17 protein-coding genes are annotated in these 20,465 nt (G+C 63.5%); 3 read left to right on the top strand and 14 right to left on the bottom strand.

What is annotated here, in order from left to right; translation table 11 throughout:
* Positions 1 to 7: 7 nt before the first annotated feature.
* Both parC and Q1W70_RS07810 read left to right on the top strand, forming a co-directional pair.
* On the top strand, positions 8 to 2,272 hold the full coding sequence (gene parC / locus Q1W70_RS07815) for a DNA topoisomerase IV subunit A (protein ID WP_159993410.1): 2,265 nt from the start codon (positions 8 to 10) through the stop codon (positions 2,270 to 2,272).
* A 175-nt stretch (positions 2,273 to 2,447) separates the two neighbouring features.
* A complete protein-coding gene (locus Q1W70_RS07810; RefSeq protein ID WP_166592036.1) occupies positions 2,448 to 3,161 on the top strand; it encodes a PqiC family protein in 714 nt (237 codons plus the stop codon).
* Between the two features lie 341 nt (positions 3,162 to 3,502).
* On the opposite strand, the gene Q1W70_RS07805 is transcribed toward Q1W70_RS07810, so the two are convergent.
* Positions 3,503 to 5,038 (bottom strand): AhpA/YtjB family protein, encoded by a 1,536-nt coding sequence (locus Q1W70_RS07805; RefSeq protein WP_302098737.1) that lies wholly within the window; start codon positions 5,036 to 5,038, stop codon positions 3,503 to 3,505.
* A 134-nt stretch (positions 5,039 to 5,172) separates the two neighbouring features.
* Here Q1W70_RS07805 and serB point away from each other — a divergent pair, with 134 nt between their 5' ends.
* Positions 5,173 to 6,387, top strand: coding sequence for a phosphoserine phosphatase SerB (gene serB, locus Q1W70_RS07800; RefSeq protein ID WP_166589802.1), 1,215 nt, complete (start codon positions 5,173 to 5,175; stop codon positions 6,385 to 6,387).
* A gap of 121 nt (positions 6,388 to 6,508) precedes the next feature.
* On the opposite strand, the gene asd is transcribed toward serB, so the two are convergent.
* The 13 genes from asd to Q1W70_RS07735 all read right to left on the bottom strand — a co-directional run bounded on the left by asd (position 6,509) and on the right by Q1W70_RS07735 (position 20,461).
* The gene (asd, locus tag Q1W70_RS07795; RefSeq protein ID WP_166589803.1) at positions 6,509 to 7,369 is read right to left on the bottom strand and encodes an archaetidylserine decarboxylase; all 861 of its coding nucleotides are present in this window, start codon (positions 7,367 to 7,369) and stop codon (positions 6,509 to 6,511) included.
* A gap of 18 nt (positions 7,370 to 7,387) precedes the next feature.
* A complete protein-coding gene (rhdA, locus tag Q1W70_RS07790) occupies positions 7,388 to 8,203 on the bottom strand; it encodes a thiosulfate sulfurtransferase (RefSeq protein WP_166589804.1) in 816 nt (271 codons plus the stop codon).
* Between the two features lie 102 nt (positions 8,204 to 8,305).
* A complete protein-coding gene (locus Q1W70_RS07785) occupies positions 8,306 to 9,823 on the bottom strand; it encodes a GumC family protein (protein ID WP_166589805.1) in 1,518 nt (505 codons plus the stop codon).
* Between the two features lie 12 nt (positions 9,824 to 9,835).
* Complete coding sequence (locus Q1W70_RS07780) at positions 9,836 to 10,978, bottom strand: glycoside hydrolase 5 family protein (protein ID WP_166589806.1); 1,143 nt, start codon at positions 10,976 to 10,978, stop codon at positions 9,836 to 9,838.
* A complete protein-coding gene (locus Q1W70_RS07775) occupies positions 10,965 to 11,639 on the bottom strand; it encodes a polysaccharide biosynthesis/export family protein (protein ID WP_166589807.1) in 675 nt (224 codons plus the stop codon). The genes Q1W70_RS07780 and Q1W70_RS07775 overlap by 14 nt, the downstream gene beginning before the upstream one ends.
* A 148-nt stretch (positions 11,640 to 11,787) precedes the next feature.
* Positions 11,788 to 12,408, bottom strand: a complete 621-nt coding sequence (locus Q1W70_RS07770; RefSeq protein ID WP_166589808.1) for a P-loop NTPase family protein — start codon at positions 12,406 to 12,408, stop codon at positions 11,788 to 11,790.
* A 21-nt stretch (positions 12,409 to 12,429) separates the two neighbouring features.
* On the bottom strand, positions 12,430 to 13,551 hold the full coding sequence (locus Q1W70_RS07765; protein WP_166589809.1) for an acyltransferase family protein: 1,122 nt from the start codon (positions 13,549 to 13,551) through the stop codon (positions 12,430 to 12,432).
* Complete coding sequence (locus Q1W70_RS07760) at positions 13,548 to 14,783, bottom strand: glycosyltransferase family 4 protein (protein WP_166589810.1); 1,236 nt, start codon at positions 14,781 to 14,783, stop codon at positions 13,548 to 13,550. Before Q1W70_RS07760 ends, Q1W70_RS07765 begins: the two co-directional genes overlap by 4 nt.
* Complete coding sequence (locus Q1W70_RS07755; RefSeq protein ID WP_182343258.1) at positions 14,780 to 16,255, bottom strand: O-antigen ligase family protein; 1,476 nt, start codon at positions 16,253 to 16,255, stop codon at positions 14,780 to 14,782. The genes Q1W70_RS07760 and Q1W70_RS07755 overlap by 4 nt, the downstream gene beginning before the upstream one ends.
* Positions 16,245 to 17,204: a glycosyltransferase family 2 protein gene (locus tag Q1W70_RS07750; RefSeq protein ID WP_166589812.1), complete on the bottom strand. Its 960-nt coding sequence runs from the start codon at positions 17,202 to 17,204 to the stop codon at positions 16,245 to 16,247. Before Q1W70_RS07750 ends, Q1W70_RS07755 begins: the two co-directional genes overlap by 11 nt.
* Positions 17,204 to 18,040 (bottom strand): NAD-dependent epimerase/dehydratase family protein, encoded by an 837-nt coding sequence (locus Q1W70_RS07745; RefSeq protein ID WP_302098736.1) that lies wholly within the window; start codon positions 18,038 to 18,040, stop codon positions 17,204 to 17,206. Before Q1W70_RS07745 ends, Q1W70_RS07750 begins: the two co-directional genes overlap by 1 nt.
* Positions 18,037 to 19,008: a glycosyltransferase family 2 protein gene (locus tag Q1W70_RS07740; RefSeq protein ID WP_302098735.1), complete on the bottom strand. Its 972-nt coding sequence runs from the start codon at positions 19,006 to 19,008 to the stop codon at positions 18,037 to 18,039. Before Q1W70_RS07740 ends, Q1W70_RS07745 begins: the two co-directional genes overlap by 4 nt.
* Entirely contained in the window at positions 18,998 to 20,461 is a 1,464-nt protein-coding gene (locus Q1W70_RS07735; protein WP_302098734.1) for an exopolysaccharide biosynthesis polyprenyl glycosylphosphotransferase, read from the bottom strand. The genes Q1W70_RS07740 and Q1W70_RS07735 overlap by 11 nt, the downstream gene beginning before the upstream one ends.
* Positions 20,462 to 20,465 lie beyond the last annotated feature (4 nt).

Here is a 20,465-nt window from a genome sequence, read left to right as displayed (position 1 = left end):
GGCCCGCATGAGCGACTCCCTGGATCTCAGCCTGGACGGCGTAGAACGCCGCTCACTGGCCGACTTCACCGAAAATGCCTACCTCAACTACTCCATGTACGTGATCATGGACCGGGCCCTGCCGCATATCGGCGACGGCCTGAAGCCGGTGCAGCGACGTATCGTCTACGCCATGAGCGAGTTGGGCCTGGACGCAGACTCCAAGCACAAGAAATCCGCGCGTACCGTCGGTGATGTGCTCGGCAAGTTCCACCCCCACGGCGACTCCGCCTGCTACGAAGCCATGGTGCTGATGGCCCAACCGTTCAGCTACCGCTACACGCTGGTGGACGGCCAGGGTAACTGGGGTGCGCCGGATGATCCGAAATCCTTCGCCGCCATGCGTTACACCGAGGCGCGGCTGTCGCGTTATTCCGAAGTGCTGCTCAGCGAACTGGGGCAGGGCACGGCCGACTGGGGGCCTAACTTTGACGGTACCCTCGATGAGCCGCTGGTGTTGCCGGCGCGCTTGCCGAACATCCTGCTCAACGGCACCACCGGCATCGCCGTGGGCATGGCCACCGACGTCCCGCCGCACAACCTGCGGGAAGTCGCCACGGCGTGCGTGCGTTTGCTCGATGAGCCCAAGGCCACGGTCGAGCAGCTGTGTGAGCACATCCAGGGCCCGGACTACCCGACCGAGGCGGAAATCATCACGCCGCGCGCCGACCTGCTGAAAATGTACGAGACCGGCAAGGGCTCGGTGCGCATGCGCGCGGTGTACCACGTCGAAGACGGCGACATCATTGTCACCGCGCTGCCGCACCAGGTTTCCGGTGCCAAGGTGCTGGAGCAGATTGCCGCGATGATGCAGGCCAAGCCCTCCAAGGCCCCGCAGATCGCCGACCTGCGTGATGAGTCCGACCACGAGAACCCGTGCCGGATCGTGATCATTCCGGTCAACAGCCGGGTCGATCATGAAGCCCTGATGCAGCACCTGTTCGCCAGCACGGAGTTGGAATCCACCTACCGGGTCAACATCAACATCATTGGCCTGGACGGCAAGCCGCAGCTGAAGAACCTCCGCGCCTTGCTGGTCGAGTGGCTGGAGTTCCGGGTGCGTACGGTGCGTCGCCGCCTGCAGTTCCGCCTGGACAAGGTCGAGCGCCGCCTGCACCTGTTGGACGGCTTGTTGATTGCCTACCTCAACCTGGATGAAGTGATCCACATCATCCGCACCGAGGAACACCCCAAGGCCAAGCTGATCGAGCGTTTTGCCCTGAGCGAAATCCAGGCTGACTACATCCTCGACACACGCCTGCGTCAGTTGGCGCGCCTGGAAGAGATGAAGCTGCGCGACGAGCAGGACGAACTGCTCAAGGAGCAGGCCAAGCTGCAAGCCCTGCTGGGCAGCGAAGCCAAGCTCAAGAAGCTGGTGCGCACCGAGCTGCTCAAGGATGCCGAGACCTATGGCGACGACCGTCGCTCGCCGATTGTCGAGCGCACTGAAGCCAAGGCGCTGACCGAGCATGATCTGCTGCCGAACGAGAAAGTTACGGTGGTGCTGTCGGAAAAAGGCTGGGTACGCTCGGCCAAGGGCCACGATATCGACGCCACTGGCCTTTCCTACAAGGCCGGGGACGGTTTCAAGACCGCCGCAGCCGGTCGTTCCAACCAGTTTGCGGTGTTCATCGACTCCACCGGGCGCAGTTACTCGGTGCCGGCCCATACCCTGCCGTCGGCCCGTGGCCAGGGCGAGCCGTTGACCGGCCGCCTGACTCCGCCACCGGGTGCGACCTTCGAGTGTGTCCTGATGCCAGAGGACGACGGCCTGTACGTGATCGCCTCCGATGCGGGTTACGGCTTCGTGGTCAAGGGCGAGGACCTGCAAGCCAAGAACAAGGCGGGCAAGGCGCTGTTGAGCCTGCCGAACAACGCCAAGGTGATCCTGCCGCGTCCGGTTGCGGACCGTGACGAGAACTGGCTGGCTTCGGTGACGACCGAAGGTCGCCTGCTGATCTTCAAAATCAGCGACCTGCCGCAGCTGGGCAAGGGTAAAGGCAACAAAATCATCGGTATCCCCGGCGAACGTGTGGCTAACCGCGAGGAATATGTCACGGATATCGCGGTGCTGCCGGAAGGCGCGACGCTGGTATTGCAGGCGGGTAAGCGCACACTGTCACTCAAGGCCGATGACCTGGAGCACTACAAAGGTGAGCGTGGACGCCGGGGCAATAAACTGCCGCGGGGCTTCCAGCGGGTCGATGCACTATTGGTAGAAACTCTCAATTAAGCGGTCTAGAGCGCTCGATCTACGATTTAACGCGTAGATCGATGCTTTCGCGCTGGAGTCGCCGTGCATATTCACGGATGATATGGCCTTTCAAGCGCCGGCGTGGTCGAGCGTTCTTCATATTATTGAGTATTTTCACAGTGGCTGGCCTTGTGGCCGTCACCTGGATGGGATGATGACTGTTCTGCGCTTTCCTCTAATTTTGTTGCTCGCTGGCGTTCTTGGCCTGGCGGGTTGCAGCGTTCACCAGCCGGTGTCGCTGTATCAGCTGGACAGTGGCACCCCGGCGCAGCCTGCGCAAAGCTCGGGCATGGCGGTGTTGCTGGGTCCGGTATTGATTGCTGATTACCTGCAGCGTGAAACCCTGTTGCAGCGTCAACCGGACGGCAGCCTGCAAGCGTCGACCGACGGTCGTTGGGCGGGCAGCCTGTCTTCGGACATCAGTCAATTGCTGCTGCGTCAGGTCGCGGGTCAACTGGACAGCCAGCGCGTCGTCCTGGCACCGGCGACCCTGGGCTTCACCCCGGACGTGCAGGTACTGCTGTCGATTACCCGCCTGGACTCCGGCGAGTCGCAGCCGGCGGTGCTGGATGCCCAGTGGCGCTTGATCGACCGTCGCGGCCAGGTCCGTGATAACCGCATCATTCACCTGCAAGAGCAACATGCCGGCAGCACCGCCGCGCAGGTCCAGGCCCAGGGCGTGCTGCTGCAGCGTCTGGCCGAGCAGTTGTCGGTGGCCCTGAAGCCGCTGGCCAATCAGCCGCCGGTTGTCGAAGCCCCGCGCAAGCCTGCTGCGGCAAAACCCACGGCCCCCGCCGAGCGCGAGAAGCAGCCGAAGATCCCGATGGCCGCGCCTATTCGCACCGACATGGAAGTGTTCCGCTTCTAAGTCGCACGCCATCCCCACAAGGCCCGCCCAGTGCGGGCTTTGTTGTTTCTGCCAACCCCGAACCCCTGTAGCGGCTCCGAGGTTTCACGCGATGGGCGTTAACGATGACGTGCATTATCTGAAGCAATGGGTTGCTCTTGAGTTCTTCGCGAGCAAGCTCGCTCCTACCTGAATGGCATTTCCCCCCTGTAGCAGCCGCCAGATCCAACGATGACCGACCGGGCGAGGACGGCGTCCTCGAACGCAGCCTCGCGGGGATGGTGGGGATGGAGACGGGCGGGGGCAACAAAAAGCCCGCAGGCGATCACTCGGCTGCGGGCTTGGGTGTGGCGCGCTGGGGCTTAGGCGCGGGTCTCGTGCATGCGCGCCAGTTGCCGTTCCAGCATCGAAGGGTAGGGCTCCATCAGGCGCTCGACGCAACAGGCGCCTTCAGGGCTGGCGATCGGGCGGATGCGGGCGCGCTGGCGGATCAAGGTGTCGTCGCTGATCTTGCGCTCGACCAGCAGCAGGTTGCGGCTGTGCTGGGAGAGGGCGAGGGCGTCCTGGGCGGTTTCGGTCAACAGCAGGTCGATCTGGCTCAGGCCGAAGAGCTCTTCGCCCAGGGTCAGGCCCAGCTGCAATTGCAGGGTGATGCCGCTGTCGGCGACTTCGATCTGCAACTGATGGCCGAGGGCGCGCAACAGCTCGCCACAGCAGATGGCATTGGTCAGGTAGTCTTCGCCGCTGTCCTGGGTGTGGAACAGCATCAGGGTGCTGCCATCGTTGAGGGTATGCAGCTCGCTTTCGTACAGCGACGCCGCCTGGTCCAGGCAGTCGCGGTAGCGGTCCAGCAGTTCGGTCAGGCGCGCCCGTGGCAGGCGTCGCAATTGCTCCTGGGCGCCCAGTTGCACGGCGAGTACGGCGCTGAATTGCGGCTGGCTGGAGGCGGCGGCCTTGGGCTGTGGCTTGACGACCACGGTACTGGTGGCGCTGTCACGAACGTCGGCGAACGGGTCTTCATCATCGTCCGTTTCGTCTTCTTCGGCGCTGATGACATGCCGGGGTGCCGCTTTCAGGCTGGCCACCGGGGCGCTTTCATCGAAGCTCGGGTCCCGCAGGTTGCGCACTTCGAAGGCTGGCTCATCGTCTTCGGCATCGTCGAGTTCGTCGATTTCCGGCTCGGGAACCGCCACCGGCGCTACCGGCTCAGGGGCAAAGCTGGCGTGCAGCTGGCGGGCCAGGTCGCCGATCTCGTCCTGGCGCTGGGTGGCCGGGGTGTGTTCGTCGATGTCACGCAGCCACACCCGCAATTGCAGCAGTGGCGTGGAAATGTGGCGACCCAGGCGCAGGCTCAGGGCCAAGGACAGGGCCAGCAGAATGGCGCTGAGAATGCCCATGCTCTGCAGGCTGATGGTCATCGGTTGTTCGAACTGCTGCATGTCCAGGCTGATGCGCAGTTGCCCGGCCGTCACGTCCTGGAAGGTGATCTTGCTCTCGTACATGCCCTGGGTTTCGCCCAGCAGGCCCTGTTTGGGACGTTGCCCGGCCTCGGCCAGAATCCGGTTGTCCACGCTATAAATAGCGGCGTGGGCCACCAATGGGTTCTTGGTCAGGTTGTTCAGCAGCACGTTGAGGCTGAGGATGTCGTTGGACACCAGCAGCTCGGTGGCCGAGGTTGCCGTCTGGGTGGTCAGGCTCTGACCCAGGGCATCGGCCTGTTCGTGCATCGCCTGCTTGAACTGCAGACCCATCACACAGGCGTAGATCACCAGGGCCAGTGCGACCAGGATCACGTTATGGCTGGCAATGCGCAATGCAATCGGTACACGGCGGTGGCGCAGTGCACGGAAGATCAGCAGGAAGAAGTTATCGGGTTTGACTGGCGTGGGCCGGTTCACTGAGCTCGGCTCTTTTGTCCGTGGAGTTGACGCGCAGTATAGCGATAGCCCCCAGACCGGCAAAGCGCTCGCTGTGCCCGATGGTCACTGAATGTGGGTAGAATGCGGTTTTTTTCCACTTGCGGGGGTGCGCCTTGCGCGAAATCGTCCTGATAAACATCACGGGAGTCGACCGTCCGGGTCTGACTGCGGCCATTACCGGTGTTCTGGCCCAGGGTGGTGTGAACATTCTCGACATCGGCCAGGCGGTGATCCACGACACCCTGTCGTTCGGCATCCTGGTTGAAATTCCCGACACCGAGCAAGGCAAGTCGGTGCTCAAGGACATCCTGTTCACGGCTTACAAGCTCGATCAGCAGGTGCGGTTCACCCCGGTTTCCGAAGAGGACTACCAGCAATGGGTCGGCAACCAGGGTAAAAAACGCCACATCGTGACCCTGCTGACGCGCAAAGTGACGGCCGAGCAATTGCAGAGCGTGAGCTCGATCACGGCCAAGTACGGCCTGAACATCGACCACATCGACCGCCTGTCCGGGCGCATGCCCCTGGACACTCCGGCCGACAAGGGCAAGGGCTGCATCGAGTTTTCGGTGCGCGGCGAAGCGGCTGATCCACAAGCGCTGCGGGCCGAGTTCCTCAGCGTGGCCCAGGAATTGAACGTCGATATCGCGTTCCAGGAAGACTCGCTGTTCCGCCGCAACCGTCGCCTGGCGGTGTTTGACATGGACTCGACGCTGATCGAAGCCGAAGTCATCGATGAACTGGCCAAGGCGGCCGGGGTGGGTGAGCAGGTGTCTGAAATCACCGAGCGGGCCATGGCCGGCGAGCTGGATTTCCGTGCCAGCTTCAAGGAGCGCCTGGCCTTGCTCAAGGGCCTGGATGTCAGTGTGCTGGACTCCATCGGTGCCTCGCTGCGCCTGACCGAAGGTGCCGAAACCCTGTTCGCCGAGCTCAAGCGCCTGGGTTACAAGACGGCGATCCTGTCTGGCGGTTTCACCTACTTTGCCAAGCAGCTGCAAGCCAAGCTGGGCATCGACTACGTGTTTGCCAACGAGCTGGAAGTGATCGACGGCAAAGTCACCGGGGTGGCGGTCGAGCCGATTGTCGACGCCCAGCGCAAAGCGGATCTGCTGCGCGAACTGGCACACAAGGAAGGATTGCGTCTGGAACAGACCATTGCGGTCGGTGACGGGGCCAACGATCTGCCGATGCTGGCGATTGCCGGGTTGGGCGTGGCGTTCCGTGCCAAGCCGCTGGTCAAGCAGTCGGCCAAACAGGCCATTTCCACCCTGGGGCTGGATGGTGTGCTGTACCTGCTGGGCTTCCGCGACCGCGACGGTCAACTCTGATACACCACCTATAAATGTGGGAGCGGGCTTGCCCGCGAAGAGGTCGGCACATTCAACATCTATGTTGATTGTGCTGACGCTTTCGCGGGCAAGCCCGCTCCTACAAGGTACAGCGTGGACTTTAGGCTTTTGGTGAGCCGAGACCCTGGCCCATCACCACTGGCGAACCCGCTGCCAGTTCTTCAGCCCACTGCACTTGATCCGGGCCAAACAGCACTATCGCCGTCGAACCCAGCTTGAAACGACCCAGCTCCGCACCTTTTTCCAGGTGGATCGGTGCGCGGGCGGCTTCGTCGTAGCGGAAGGTTTTCAGTTCGCGCTTGGGTGGCGTGACCAGCCCAGCCCAGACGGTCTCGATCGAGGCAACGATCATCGCACCCACCAGGACCACGGCCATCGGGCCACGCTCGGTGTCGAAAATGCAGGCGACGCGTTCGTTACGGGCAAACAGCTCCGGTACGTTTTCGGCGGTGGTCTGGTTGACCGAGAAGATCCGCCCCGGGATGTAGACCATTTCGCGCAGGGTGCCGGCCAGCGGCATATGCACGCGGTGGTAATCCTTGGGCGACAGGTAGATGGTGGCGAAGTCGCCGCCCATGAACGGCGCGGCATTAGCGGCGTCACCGCCCAGCAGTTCCAGCACGCTGAAGCTGTGGCCCTTGGCCTGGAACACCCGGCCGTGCTCGATCGGGCCGAGCTGGCTGACCGCACCGTCGGCCGGGCTGAGGATCGCGCCCGGAGTCTGGTCCAGGGGGCGGGCACCGTCTTTCAAGGCGCGGGTGAAGAACGCGTTGAAGTGCTCGTAGGCGGTCAGGTCTTCGACCAGCGCCTGGGACATGTCGACCTGGTAACGCTTGGCGAACCAGGCGGTGAAGGCATTCTTGAACCAGCGCACGCGGCATTCGGCAATGCAGCCGGCCAGGCGCGAGAGCAGGTGGTGGGGCAGCAGGTACTGGCTGAGGATAAACAAACGCTTTTTCATTAACTGTCCTTAAAAACCTTAAATCTCAACGGGCGTATCGGGATGGTTGCCCCATTCGCCCCATGAACCGGCGTAGCCTTTGACCCGCGGATAACCGAGCGCCTTGGCCACCAGGTAGGTGAAGCCAGAGCGGTGGTGGGTCTGGCAGTGGGTAATCACTTCTTTGTCAGGGGTAATGCCAAGCTGCTCGAGGATCTGCGCCATGTCGCTGCGGATGCGCAGCTGACGCGCCTGATCCATGCCCGCGGTCCACTCGAAGTTGATCGCGCCGGGAATATGCCCGCCTTTGGCCGCCAGGACTTTCTCCCCGGAATACTCCAGCGGGCCGCGTGCATCCCAGATCGCCAGGTCGGCGGCGCCGAGGCGGCTTTGCAGGTACTCGCGGGTGGCCGTGGGGCCCTCGTGCAAGGTCAGCCCGACCGGGCCGCCGACTGCCGCCGGAACCTCGCCAGACAGCGGCAAGCCTTCGGCCTGCCAGGCCAGCAACCCACCGTCGAGGTAGTGATAGCGGCGGTGACCGATGACATCCAGCAGCCAGATGAAGCGCCCGGCCCAACCGCCACCTTCGTCGTCGTACACCACGTAGACCGCATCGGGGTTATGCCCCAGCTCGCCGAACAGGGCTTCGAGTGCCGCCTGTGGCGGCATCAGGCCCGGTGCTGGCGGCTGGCCCAGTTGGGTGCGCTTGGGGTCGACGAAGCGTGCGCCGGGGATATGCCCTTGCGCATAGCGGGCGCTGCTGGTCAGGTCCACCAGGATCAGTTCGCGGGCGTCGAGGCGAGCGCGCAGGTCGCCCGGCTCGATCACCAACGGCAAGCCAGAGAAGTCAGGCATGTGAGGTCTCCAGAGCACAAAGGGAGACGATTGTAGCGCAAGCACTAACAGAGGGCTTGTGATCAATGAGGGAGGGGGGCGAGCAGGCTCGCCCCCCAGGGGTCATCCCAGGTTCGGCACCTTGGCGATCACCGGCAGGCCCAGGTAGCGGCGCACATCCGAGTCGGACTTGAGGCTGTCATCGAAGAACTCGATCACGAAGGCCAGGCCGATCCCGCCCAGCAAGCCACCGACCAGCACACCAATCAACACCATCCACAGTTTCGGGCTGACCGGTTTGGTATTGACGGTCGCCCAGCTCACCACCGAGACGTTGCCGATCTGCGAACTGGCCTGCTCGTTGAGGAAGCGGGTCTCCTCGAGTTTCTCCAGGTACAGTTTGCGGCTGTCGCGCAGCACCCCGAGTTTCTGCTCCAGTTCCTTGAACTGGGCTTCGACGTTGTTGATCTCGTTGAGCCGGGCGACATCCGCGGCCTCCTGCTCCTTGAGGGTGGCCAGGCCCTGGCGGTAACCGGCCATGGCCGCCTCGCTTTTCATCAGGTCATCGCGCACGCGGGCGTTAAGGGGGTTGATACCGCGCCGCGAGTTGGTGTCGCGCTGGCCGCGCTGTTCGGCGATCCCGCGTTCGACCACGGTGATTTGTTCACGCAATGAACTGACCTTCGGATCGCTCGGCGACAACCGTGCAATGGTGTCGGCCTCCTGGCGCTTGAGGTCAGTCAGTTGTTTGTTCATCTCGCTCAGGGCGTAGCTGTTGGAGCCTTGCTGGCCGTCGAGCTCGGTCACCTGGGGCAGGCCGCTCAACTGACTGCGCAGCACACCGATCTGCTTGTCGGTCTGCTCGACCATCAATGAGGTGGTATCGATGTTTTTGCGCGCGTCCTTGAGTTTCTCGATCTGCATGCTGCGTTGCAGGTCGACATCCATGATCTGCCGGTCATTGCGAAAGTGTTCCAGGGTGGCTTCGATGCCCTTGATCTGACCGTCGAGCTCTTCCAGTTGGGTGGAGATAAAGCCGGTCTGCTCACGCTGGTAGACCCTGACCCGTTCGGTGAGGTAGTGCTTGACCAGTTCGTTGACCCCCAAGGCGGCGGCCTGCGGCGACTTGCTCTTGAGCGTGACCTCGATGATGTTGGAGCTCTTGACCGGTTCTGCGCTCAGGTCATTCTGCAAGCGCGAGATGGCTTTGCTGCGCAGGTCGCGGTTGCCTGATTGCGGGAAGAAGAAACTCTCGAGACCGGCGTAGGCCTGGGTGGCCATCTGTAGCCAGCCCTTGGGGGTGTACCAGGGATGGTCGATGTCGATGCCGGGAAACAGCACTTGCGGCGTCAGCTTGTCGACCACCTGTTCGGACAGGCCCTCGCTGGTGATGATCTCGGCTTCGGAGTGCAGTTGTTCTTCGCGCACCACCGACATCATGGGGGTGCGGAACTGGCTGCTGCTCAGCACCGGCATGTAGATGTCTTCCTGGCCCAGGCGCACCAGGAGGCGGGCGGTCGCGTCGTAGGTTGCCGGGTACACCTTGAGCCCGACAAAACCACCGATCAACACCGCCAGAAAGAAGCAGATCGCGACATAACGCCGCTTGAAGAGAATATTAAGAACGTCGCGGATACTCATGTTCATCCCCTTTTATTGGGCGTATTGGCGATACACGGCAGCGGCGGGCCGCTCGGTACCGTCCGCACGAATCAGGCCGAAGTTCCCCAGGCCATCGGGGGACTCGTAGTCCTCCAGTGAAAACCAGTAGACCCGCTCGACATCGGCCGACAGGTCGCCGCGCAAGCCCTTGCCGAAGCTTTTGCCGCTCAGGTGCTGGTTGATGTAGTCCAGGGTGGCCTTGGTCTTGGCGCTCTGCTCTGCCTCGGTCACGCCCAGGGGCGGGGCTGCCACCACATAGCCCAGCTCGGTGATCCAGATCGGCTTGCTGGACTGGCGCAGGTGCATGAACAGTTGCAGGTTGAAGAGCTTGCCCAGGTAGGTGTTGTCTTCCTTGCTGCCCACAAACCCCATCTTGGCCAGGCTGCTTTCGTCGGCGTCCATGTCCTGGGGGGCGTTGATGCCGCTGGCATCCTTGTTGAACAGGTACGGGTGCACCGCCAGGATGTCGAAGTAGTCGCCGTAGGAAGGGTCGATGTCCCAGAGCATCCACAGGTAAGTGATGTCATTGCGCGAAATACCGGCGTGTACCAGCTTGATGCTCGCCCGTTGCTCCGCCACTGCGTGACTCACGGCTTTCATCATCTTGACGAAGTCCTTGGGCTTGGGCGACGGCCCCCAGAATTGCGGGGTGTTGGGCTCGTTCCAGATTTGCCAGTAGGTGATTCCCGCCTGGGTGGCGGGCCCGTAGCGTTCAATACAGGCTTTGACGAAGGCGGCAAAGTTGTCGTAGTAGTCGCTCGAAGGCGCCAACTCGAAGGTGCCGCTGGATTTGAAGGCGAGCATGGGCAGGGCCCAGTTCGGCGCGTAGTGGACGATCGGCAACAGCTCGATATCCTGCTCGGCGGCGGCCTTGACCAGGTTGTCCATCGGGGTCCAGTCGTAGACGCCTTTCTGGCCTTCCACCAGGCGCCACTCCCAGTCGATACGCACCTGCTTGACGCCCAGGGAGCGGGCCAGGGCAAAGCGTGCGACCAGCTCATCGTAGCCGCCGCCGCCCCATTTGGCGTTGATCCCGTATTTCATCTCGGCCTGCGCCACGGGCACCAGCAAACAGGCGAGCAACCCCAGCAGCAGGCTGCTCCAGAGCCTCACGCGTGGATTAGAAGGTGCCATCCGAACTGTCCCCGCTGTTGTAGTTGCGGTTGACCGAGAAGCCGAAGTTGATGCCTTTGAACAGCAGCAGGTCGGTGATGTATTGCGTCACCCACAGGTTGGCATTGGCAATCGGCGAACGCGGGACATAGATCACGTCGTAGGGGTTCAAGGCCACGGCCATGTCGTTCTTGCCCAGTTCGATGGCCTGGTCGCTCAGGTCCAGGTGGTAGCTCTTGGGCTCGCCATTTTCCTGCTTGCGGATCAGCACCACGGATTCCGGGTGCGCGGTGTAACGCAGGCCCCCGGCACGGTAGATCGCCTGCATCACCGTGATGCCACCCTCCATGGGGATGACCTGGGGCTTGGCCACTTCGCCACCGATGTATGCGCGAAAGCCCTTGAAGGACTTGACCATCACCGACACGCTCGAATCACTGAGCTTGCCCGTGTAGGCCTTGCTGATGGCCGCGCTCAGTTCGTCGGGCGTCAACCCGGCGGCCTTGATGTCCGAGACCCGCTGCATGCTGATGAAGCCATCGGGCCGCACCGGGATCGCCTCGTCGTAGTCCTTGGCGGTGTAGAACTTGATGTCCAGGTCATCACCGGGACGGATCAGGTATTTTCCGCCGGGCACCACCCCATCCTTGCCTAGCAGCGGCAAAGTCTGCGACCCAGCCATCTGTTCGGTCTTGATCGTTGTACAACCACTCAGCAGGCCCCCCATCAGTACAGCGGTTAGCAGAAACTTCGCGCTCGCCCCACACCAGTCCATGATCGCCATGTCCGTTCTTATCCCCAGATGAAATTCATGTTTTTCTTGGCCACGGTTACAACCAGCGATACAACCACTCCGGAATAAAGTTGAGGGTACGATTGAGCACCACGCCCAGAATGTTGCCGCCGCTGTCCTCAAGGCGGTCGCAAACGTACTTGGCGGCATGGCGTCGGCTCTTGTTGGCCTGTGCGACCAGCACAATCGAATTCATGTGGCGAGCGGCAACGATCGACACGGGGGCGAAGGTCGGCGAGGGCATGTCCCAGAGCACCAGATCAAAATGCTCGCGCAGGCGCTCGGCCAGTGCCGCCGGCGATTCACCGCCGTGGCCCAGCAGCTTCAGGCAGCTGTTGACCGACAGGCTGATGCGCACCACCGAATGGTTCGGCACCCGCAGGCGCTTGAGGTCGCCGGCGAGCATTTCGCTGTCGTCGACATTGGCGCTGACTTCGATCACCAGCACGCTGCCAAAGGCGGCGGCCAGGTGGCTGGCGGCCTGCTGCGCGACAAAGGTCGTGCCGACCTTGCGCGCCACACCGATGAACATCAGTTGCGTGAGTGCCTCGTCTGTGGCGTCGCGCAGGACCCTGGCCATGATTTCCTGCATCGGAAACCTCAGTCTTGCCTCGTCTACACCCGCTGAGGGCACGATGGGATGACTGATCGCATTCATGATTGATTCTTCCTTAGTCGCTTATGCAATGGCTCGGGTGATTCGTTTGCCAATCTCGATGACCGGTTTTTCCAGCAACACATGCACGGCATACCCCACCCCAATCGTAGTCAGGCCCGCCAGGATCACCACCCCGACCGCGCCGAAGGGGGTCACGCTGACCACCTTGAACAACCGACCGAAACTGGCGAGCACGAACGGGTGTGTCAGGTAGATGGCGTAGGAGGCATCGCCGATCTGCACCATCCAGTCCCGGCGCGTGGGCACATGGCCGTTGGTGCGGCTTTGCCATTCCAGGGTCAGCCCGGCCAGCATGAAGGCGCCATAGGCCAGGCCAAAGCTCAGGACCCGGACCGGTTGTTCGCGGTTGAGTTGCCCGGAATCGGCGAAGATCGACGCCAGCAGCAGCAGGACACAGCCCGCCACGAAGGGTGGCCAGAAGCCCCAGGCCCGGGCCCGCTCATAGATCTTGAAGACGCCGACCCCGATGGTGAATTGGATGATGAACAGCGAAAACAGGTGGTAGTCCCAGAAGTCGATCCCGCCGTAGACCCGCAGCGCCCACTTGGCCAGGGCCAGCACCGAGAGGGTCACCATCACCCATGGCAAGGCGTTGAGCGTGCTGAAGCGCATGACCAGGAAGACAATGGTGTAGAACACGATTTCATGTTCCAGCGTCCAGCCCACGAACAGGATCGGCAGGCCGGCTTGCGGCAGCATCAGCATCGACTTCAGCGCGCTGGCCCAGTCGTGGCTGCCCGAGCCCATGGTCATGCTCGGGCTGTACAGCCACATCAGCACCACCAGCCCGGTAAACAGCACGTACAGGGGCACGATCCGAAAGACCCGGCTCAGCACCCAGCGCTTGGGCCGGAACGTGCCGCCTGCCGAGACGTAGGTCATGATGAAACCGCTGATCACGAAGAACAGGTCGGGGGCCGAATACCCCACGCGCATGGCGTAGGTGCTGTGAAAGTCGGCCATCACCGGCAGCTTGCGGCCGATGTCTTCGACGTGCACCACCAACACCATCAGCACCGCCAAACCGCGCAGGCGCTGGACGCTGAGCAGCTCACCCTTGGCCACGGCCCAAGGGGCAATCGCCTTGCTGTAGAACCCGGCAAACTGGCGCAATACGGTCATACATTCACACTCCCGCAGATCAGTCCCAGGGGCGGATGGGCCTGTAAGTTGTGGGTGCACTGCTCATACAACGTGCGCAAGGCGCGGATGTGACCGTCGCGGCTGTGGTGGGCCTTGACCCACTCACGAGCTGTGCGGCCCAGCACCGCCAGGCGCTCGGGTTCATCCAGGGCGCGCTGCAGGCCGGCGGCCAGGCCCTTGACGCTGACGTCGGTGACCAGCAGGCCGGTCTGGCCATCGCGCACGTAGTCGGCAATGCCACCGACCGCGAATGCCAGCACCGGCGTCTCGAAGGCCATCGCTTCAATCCCCACCAAGGGACCGGGGTCGTCCCACACCGAAGGCAGGACGAACAGGTCGGCGCCACGGTAGTGCCCGGCCAGTTCCTCGGGGGCCAGCCAGTCGATGAAAGTAATGCGCGAGGTCAGTTGCAGTTTCTCCGCCAGCCCGCGTGCCGAAGCCAGGCGCGGACCGCTGCTGACGGCGACGAGGCGCCAGTCACCCTGGATCTCGGCCAGCGCCTTGACCAGCACCTCCAGGCCCTTGCCCTTGACGGCCTGGCCGGCAAACAGCAACTGCAGGGGGCGTCCTTGCAGCGCAGGCTTGCCGGTGGCCTGGGGCTGCTGGGCCTGTTGGTCGAACCGGCTGAAGTAAGGCACCACATGGATCCGCTGTTCGCTGAAACCATTGATCCGCAGCACCCGGCCCATGTGCTGGCTGCCGACCACGGCCCCGCGAAAGCGCTGGTACATCCCGCGTTCGTTGAGTTTGCCCGCCAGGTCCATCAAGCGCGGTACGCGCCCACCGGCTTTGGGCGGGCCGATCAGGCAACCATTCAAGGCGCAGGACCAGCCCAGCGGACGCTGGCAACGATCCCCCGGAAAGCGCCGACGACCGCGGCGCAGGCACATCGAGGTGTAGTCATGGAACGAGCGCATCAGCGCCAGGCCGCTGTCGGTCAGTGCCGCCAGCAGGTCGCTGTCGCTGCATAGGTGCACGTGCACCAGATCCGGCTCCCAGGCCAGGATGCGTTCCAGGGCCTGGCCGGGCGAATCGGCATCCCCCAGGCCGAGCAATTGCACCCCGGTGCAATCCAGGTGCGCCGGAACCTGTTGCCCCTGGTGCGCCACCAGGGTGCGGTCGCCCTGGGCGTTCAGTGCCCGGGCCAGGTCCAGCACATAGTTGGGCAGGCCACCGATGCCCAGTTCCTCGACCAGCAGCATGATCTTCATCCAGCATCCTCTTGAGTCTTGACGCCGGTCAGCCCCAGGGCGCGGGCGGTACTGTCGGTCAGCCCCAGGCTCAGCAGCAGCACCAGGGTGAAGTGCATGTTTTGCAACAGCAGCATGTCGACCATGGCAAACACGCAGTACGCGGTCAGGGTGCCCACCGCCGCCAGGGTGAAGGTGTCGCCAGGGTCGCCAACGCTGCGGCGCCAGCGCCGGATCAACTGCCGAAAGACCATGACAATGAAGGCCAGGTAGCTGAGCAGCCCCAGGGCGCCGGTGTCGGCGAGTAGTTCCAGGTAAGTGTTGTGGGCATGCGTCGACTGGTAGCCGAGTTCGACGTTGAGGGTCACGCCGCGGGCGTAGAATTCATCGCGGAAATTGCCCAGCCCGACCCCGATCAACGGGTTGTCGAACCACACGTCACGCACCACGCCCCAGATGGTCAGGCGGTCAATCACCGCATCCGGGCGACCCGGCACCAGGCCACTGAGGGTGCCATCCCAGCTGGGCCACAGGCCCAGGCCAATGGGCGCGATCACAGCCACCGCGATCAGCCCCAGCACCAGGAGTTTCCACAACTGCGGGCGCAGCATCAGGCAGATCGCCAACAGGCACGCCAGCCCCCCGAGCAGCCCGCCTCGGGATTGGGCGGCGATCATCCCGGCGATGCTGATGACGATCCCCAGGCCCGCCAGGACCCTGAGGCCAGCGTTGCGTGAATTCAGCAGATGGGCCAGGGAAATGCTGAGCAGCATCACCAGGTACATGGCCAGGCCCTGCGCCCCGCCAAAGGAACTGCCCGCCCGACCGGAGACATCGAAGGTGTGGTGAATCGCCGGTTCATCACCGCTGGGGCCAGGCACCGGGATGCCGAGCATGCCCGTGAGGGTGTGGCCATGGGTGGCATATTCCACCAGGCCATCGATGGCAAAGAAGGCTGGCGTGCAGATCAGGGTGATCGCGGCGAAGCGCCAGAAGCCTTGATCCGGGCGGAATACCATCAACAGCACCGGCAACAGTACGAACCATTCGACGACCCGCAATGACTGCTTGATGCTGGCGCCGGGGGCGATGGAGCCCAGTTGTGCGAGGAACACCGCGATCAGGAAGGGCGTGATGGCGAGGATCAGGAACGGTACGCGCATTCGTCCCAGGTGCGGCGCCTGGGGACGTTGCAGCATGAACAGCCAGAGCAGCGCCCAGAGCACGACAATCGCATCGGCGGCGTTCAGTGGAATACCACCGACGGTTTTCTGGATCGGGATAGCCAGGCTGATCACAAAACCCAGGAACAACCATTGCGGCCGGCGGGCCAGCAGCAGGACGCCGCCGAAGGCCAGCGACAAGGCCATGCCCGCCAGGGGCATGTAGACCGTGGTGAACGCCACCACCAGCCCCAGGACCCCGGCCAGCACCACGCCCCGGCGCTGAGTCCGGTCATCGAGGGGCTCGTAGGGTGAGGGCTCAAACGCCATGGTCTGCTACCTCGATGCGCAGGGGGTTGATCGACATCACCCGGGCATTGGCCCGCAGCAACGCTCGGGCTTCCTCGCGCCGCGCCGGCTGCAGGACGGCGGCCAACAGTGTCTTGGTACTGGCGGCCAGCATCACCAGGTCGGTCAACAGTTTGAGCAGCAGCACTTCGGCCAGGCTGCGGTGCTTGCGGTACAGCCGATAGCGGCTGCGGCGCAGTTCATAGCGCATGCGCAGCGCGGTTTCACTCGGCGCCTGGCGGCGTTGGCCCGCGGGGGCGCGTCCGGAGGAGCTGCCGCCGTGGTGCAGAATCCGCGCGTCGGGCACCAGCAGCAGCTCCCAGCCGGCGTTGCGGGCCCGTACGCACCAGTCGACGTCTTCGTCGTACATGAAGAAGCCTTCGTCAAACAGCCCGACGCTTTGCAGCAGCTCGCCGCGGATCAGCATGCAGGCACCATGCAGGCGCTCAAGGCTGACGGGGGCCGACTGGCCGTCGGCCGGGAACTGCGGGCCGGTCAGCATGCGCTTGACCATCTGGGTCAGGCTGGGGAAGCGGCAGGGGAAATCCTGGTCGGCGCCATCGCTGGCATTGACCACCCGGCCACTGACCGCGCCCACCTTCGGTTGCTGCTCCAGGACCTCGATCAGCCGGTCGAGGGTGCCGGCCTCCACCTGGGCATCACTGTTGAGCAGCAGCACGTAGTCGCTGCGCAAGCCGCGCAGGATCAGGTTGTTGCCGCCGCCAAAACCCAGGTTGTCCGGCGAGGCAATCAATTGGATGTCCGGGCACTGCCGGGCGATCACCGACACGCTGTCATCACCCGAGGCGTTATCGACCACGGCAATGGCCAGCGTCGCCCGGCTGGGCGGGAATCGCTTGAGCGAGGCCACGCACTCGACCACCAACTGCGGCGTGCGGTAATTGACGATGGAAACCGTGAGCGACTTCATCACGCATACCCCTGGAGCAATCGACTCTCTTCATGCAGGCGGGCGCCGAGGGCCAGGCAATGCTGCCTGAGCGCGTTGCTGGTCAGGCCCGGGATGCCATAGGTGGAACGGGCGGCGTCCATATCCAGGCGGAAGGCGTCGAATTCGCGCAGATTGGTCACCAGCAACTCACCGCGGCCAAAACCTTCGAGCAGCCACTGGGCAATGCGTCCGGTGGGTGTGCCTATGCCTGAGCCAAGGTTGAAGATGCCGGGCTGCGGGTTCTCGGCAATCCGCGCCAGCCAATTGGCCAGGATCTCCACCGGAAGGAAGTCGCGTTCGACGAAGGGGCTCATGTCCAGCACGATGCGCTGCTCGCCCAGCAGGCTGCGCAAGGCGATGGCGAAGAAATTGCGCCGGGTTTGCTCAAGCTCGTAGCCGAAGATATTGCTCATGCGCACGATGGTCAGGCGCTCGCCGAGCATCTGCGTCATCGCCCGTTCGGTGATCAGTTTGCCGATTCCGTAGGTCGCCACCGGCTGAGGCTCCTGGGATTCGTGCAAGGCCTGGTCGTTGAGCGCGGGGCCGTACACCAGGCGCGAACTGGCCATGATGTAGCGCACCTGCGCCAGCGGCTCAATGCGCCGGGCCAGCGCCAGCTCGAAGTCCAGGGCGTGCTCGTAGCCGTTGCGCAGGGCGGGGTTGTACGCCAGGTTCAGCACCTGGCTGACACCGTCGAGCCAGGCACTGCCGGCGAGGGCTTCGCGGTGGCCGATAAAACGCCAGCCAGCGGTCTGCCCGCCCTGGCGCAGGGCCTGGGCGATCAGGCTGGTATCCCCGACGACGACGATGCTCATGGCTGGTTCCAGAACAGTGAATGCATGCTCATGCGCCGCCGCCAGGTCAGTGGCACCAGGTGGTAGCGCTCACCAAGCCAGTAGCCCAGGTACTTGCCGGCGGTGCGCAGCAGGATGGAAAAAACGGCCAGGGGCTGGCCACGCTTGAGTGCGGCCTGGATCTCGACCTTGACGAAGCGCAGGCCTTCGCCGGACGTCGACAGGCGCGCCTTGCTCAGTTCGCTGTCCATGGCAATCAGGGTGCCGATGTCGAAGTAGCGCTTGAATTCCTGGCTGATGCTGTAGTCGTGGCTGTGCACGGCCCGGGCCGCGGGTTCGTAGACCCGGGCATACCCTTTGCCGAGCAGGCGTATGGCCGCGGCCATGTCTTCGCCCAGGGGCAGCTGTGTGGGGAAACCGCCAACGGCCTCCAGTGCGTCGCGACGATAGGCGGCAAAGGAGTTGGAGCAGAACACCGCCTTGATCCCGATACGTGCGATGTCAGCCTGGGTCGTGCGCTCATGCCGATCGGGGTAATTGAACTCGCGGGCGAAACGTTCGGTGTCGGTGGCCTCCCGGCGCGGTAACTGCTGGCCATAGACCAAGGCCACCTGTGGGTCGGTGAAGGGTTTGAGCAAGCGTTGCAGCCAATCATCGCCCTGGGGGCAGGCATCTTGAGTGAGGTACACCAGGAACTCGCTGCCCGCGCACAACTGCAGCGCCAGGTTGCGGGTCTTGCCGTGGCCGAACTCACTGCGCTGGATGGTCACCAGGCGGTGCCCGGCGGCCTCGATCATCTGCGGTGTCAGGTCGGTGGACGCGGAGTCGATGAACACCACCTCCCGAGGTGCCTGTTTCAGGGCCGCCAGGGCTGGCAGCAGGGCCTTGAGGTGTTCCTGGGCATTGAGGGTCAGCACGATGATGCTGCTGCGCAGCCCAAGATCGGCGACCTCGTTTGGGGAGGCGACGGGCATGGTCTCAAAATGCATTCTTGCCTCCCAACCCACCAAAGATGGTCTTGATCACGATCCACAGGTCCAACTCTGGCGACCAGTTCTGGATGTACTGCACGTCATAGATGAAGCGCTCGGTCAGCGACTCTTCGGTGAAGGTATTGCCCCGTGAACCGTTGACCTGCGCCCAGCCGGTAATACCGGGGCGCACCTTGTAGCGCTCGACAAAATCCACCACCACGTTTTCGTAGGTCCGGTCGCCGGCCTTGACGCCCGGCGGGTGAGGGCGCGGGCCGATGACCGACATATCGCCCAGCAGCACGTTGATGAACTGCGGGAACTCATCGAGGCTGGTGCGCCGGATGAAGTTGCCGATCCGGGTCACGCGGGCATCCTGGCGCTGGTTCAGGCGGATTTCGCCGGGCGTGGGGTCGAAGCGCATGCTGCGAAACTTGTAGATCTGGAACAGCCGGTTGCGCAGGCCATAACGACCTTGGGTGAACAGCGCCGGGCCAGGCGACTCCAGGCGGATCAGGGCGCCCAGCACCAGGCCAATGGGCAGGAACAGCAACAGCACGACCGCCGAGAAGCTGATGTCGAACACCCGCTTGAGCAGCCGTCCCTCGATGGGCAAGGGGTTCATGCCCAGCAGCAACATGTTGCCGGGTCCGCTGTGCGGGCGGCTGAGGAAGGGATGGCCCAGCACCGGCTCCTCGGGGGCGAGGTAGACGTTGCCCATCTGCCCGCGCAGGCGGGTGGCCAGCGAGCTGACCCGGTCGCCTGCCTGGTTGGGCAGGGCGATGATCACCCCGTCGATGTCCGGTGGCAGTTGGTCCAACTGCGCGGTCCCGCCGGCGAGCAGGGGGAACGGCAGGGTGGAGGTATCAATGCGCGAGCTGCGGTCGTCGATGAAACCGATCACGACGATTTCCGGTTCCCGTGCGGTCAGGTAGCGCGCGATCGCCACGCCTTGCTCGCCCGCACCGACGATGACCAGGCGCAGTTTGCGGTCCCAGGAGCGGGTATAGCGCGACACGTACAGACCGGCCATTTGCGCAAAAAGCACCAGCATGATGAATAGCGCGAGGTAGTACTCGGGAGCCAGCATTGGCATCTGGCCGATCTTCATGAAGACCAGCACCAGCAGGGTCACCAGTGCGCCGTTGAGCACCGAGCTGACCCAGCGCAGGGCTCTGCGATCCTGGCGCGCAAAGCCTTTGTAGACCCGCACGGGCATCACCGCCGAGGCACAGACCACCACAAAGCCGACCGTCCCGGCATCGGCCCACCCGTGATCCATGACCCACCAGTAATGCACGTTGAGCAGTACGATCGCGAGCAATCCTCCCAGCACCCGGCCCAGCCGAGTCAGGAGGATTTCCAGGCCAGCCAAGGCCGGGGCATCAAAACGGCGTGCCCTTTTTTTCGCGCGACTAGCCTGCACCTGTGCGTCCGGGGCTGCGCCCGGGAGCGTTTCGCTAACTGACATGGAA

Origin of the sequence: Pseudomonas kielensis (genome assembly GCF_030505375.1) — a bacterium.
Classification (GTDB): Bacteria; Pseudomonadota; Gammaproteobacteria; order Pseudomonadales; family Pseudomonadaceae; genus Aquipseudomonas; species Aquipseudomonas kielensis.
The sequence above is the reverse complement of the archived record's forward strand: the minus strand, read 5'-3'. Positions and strand labels throughout refer to the sequence as shown.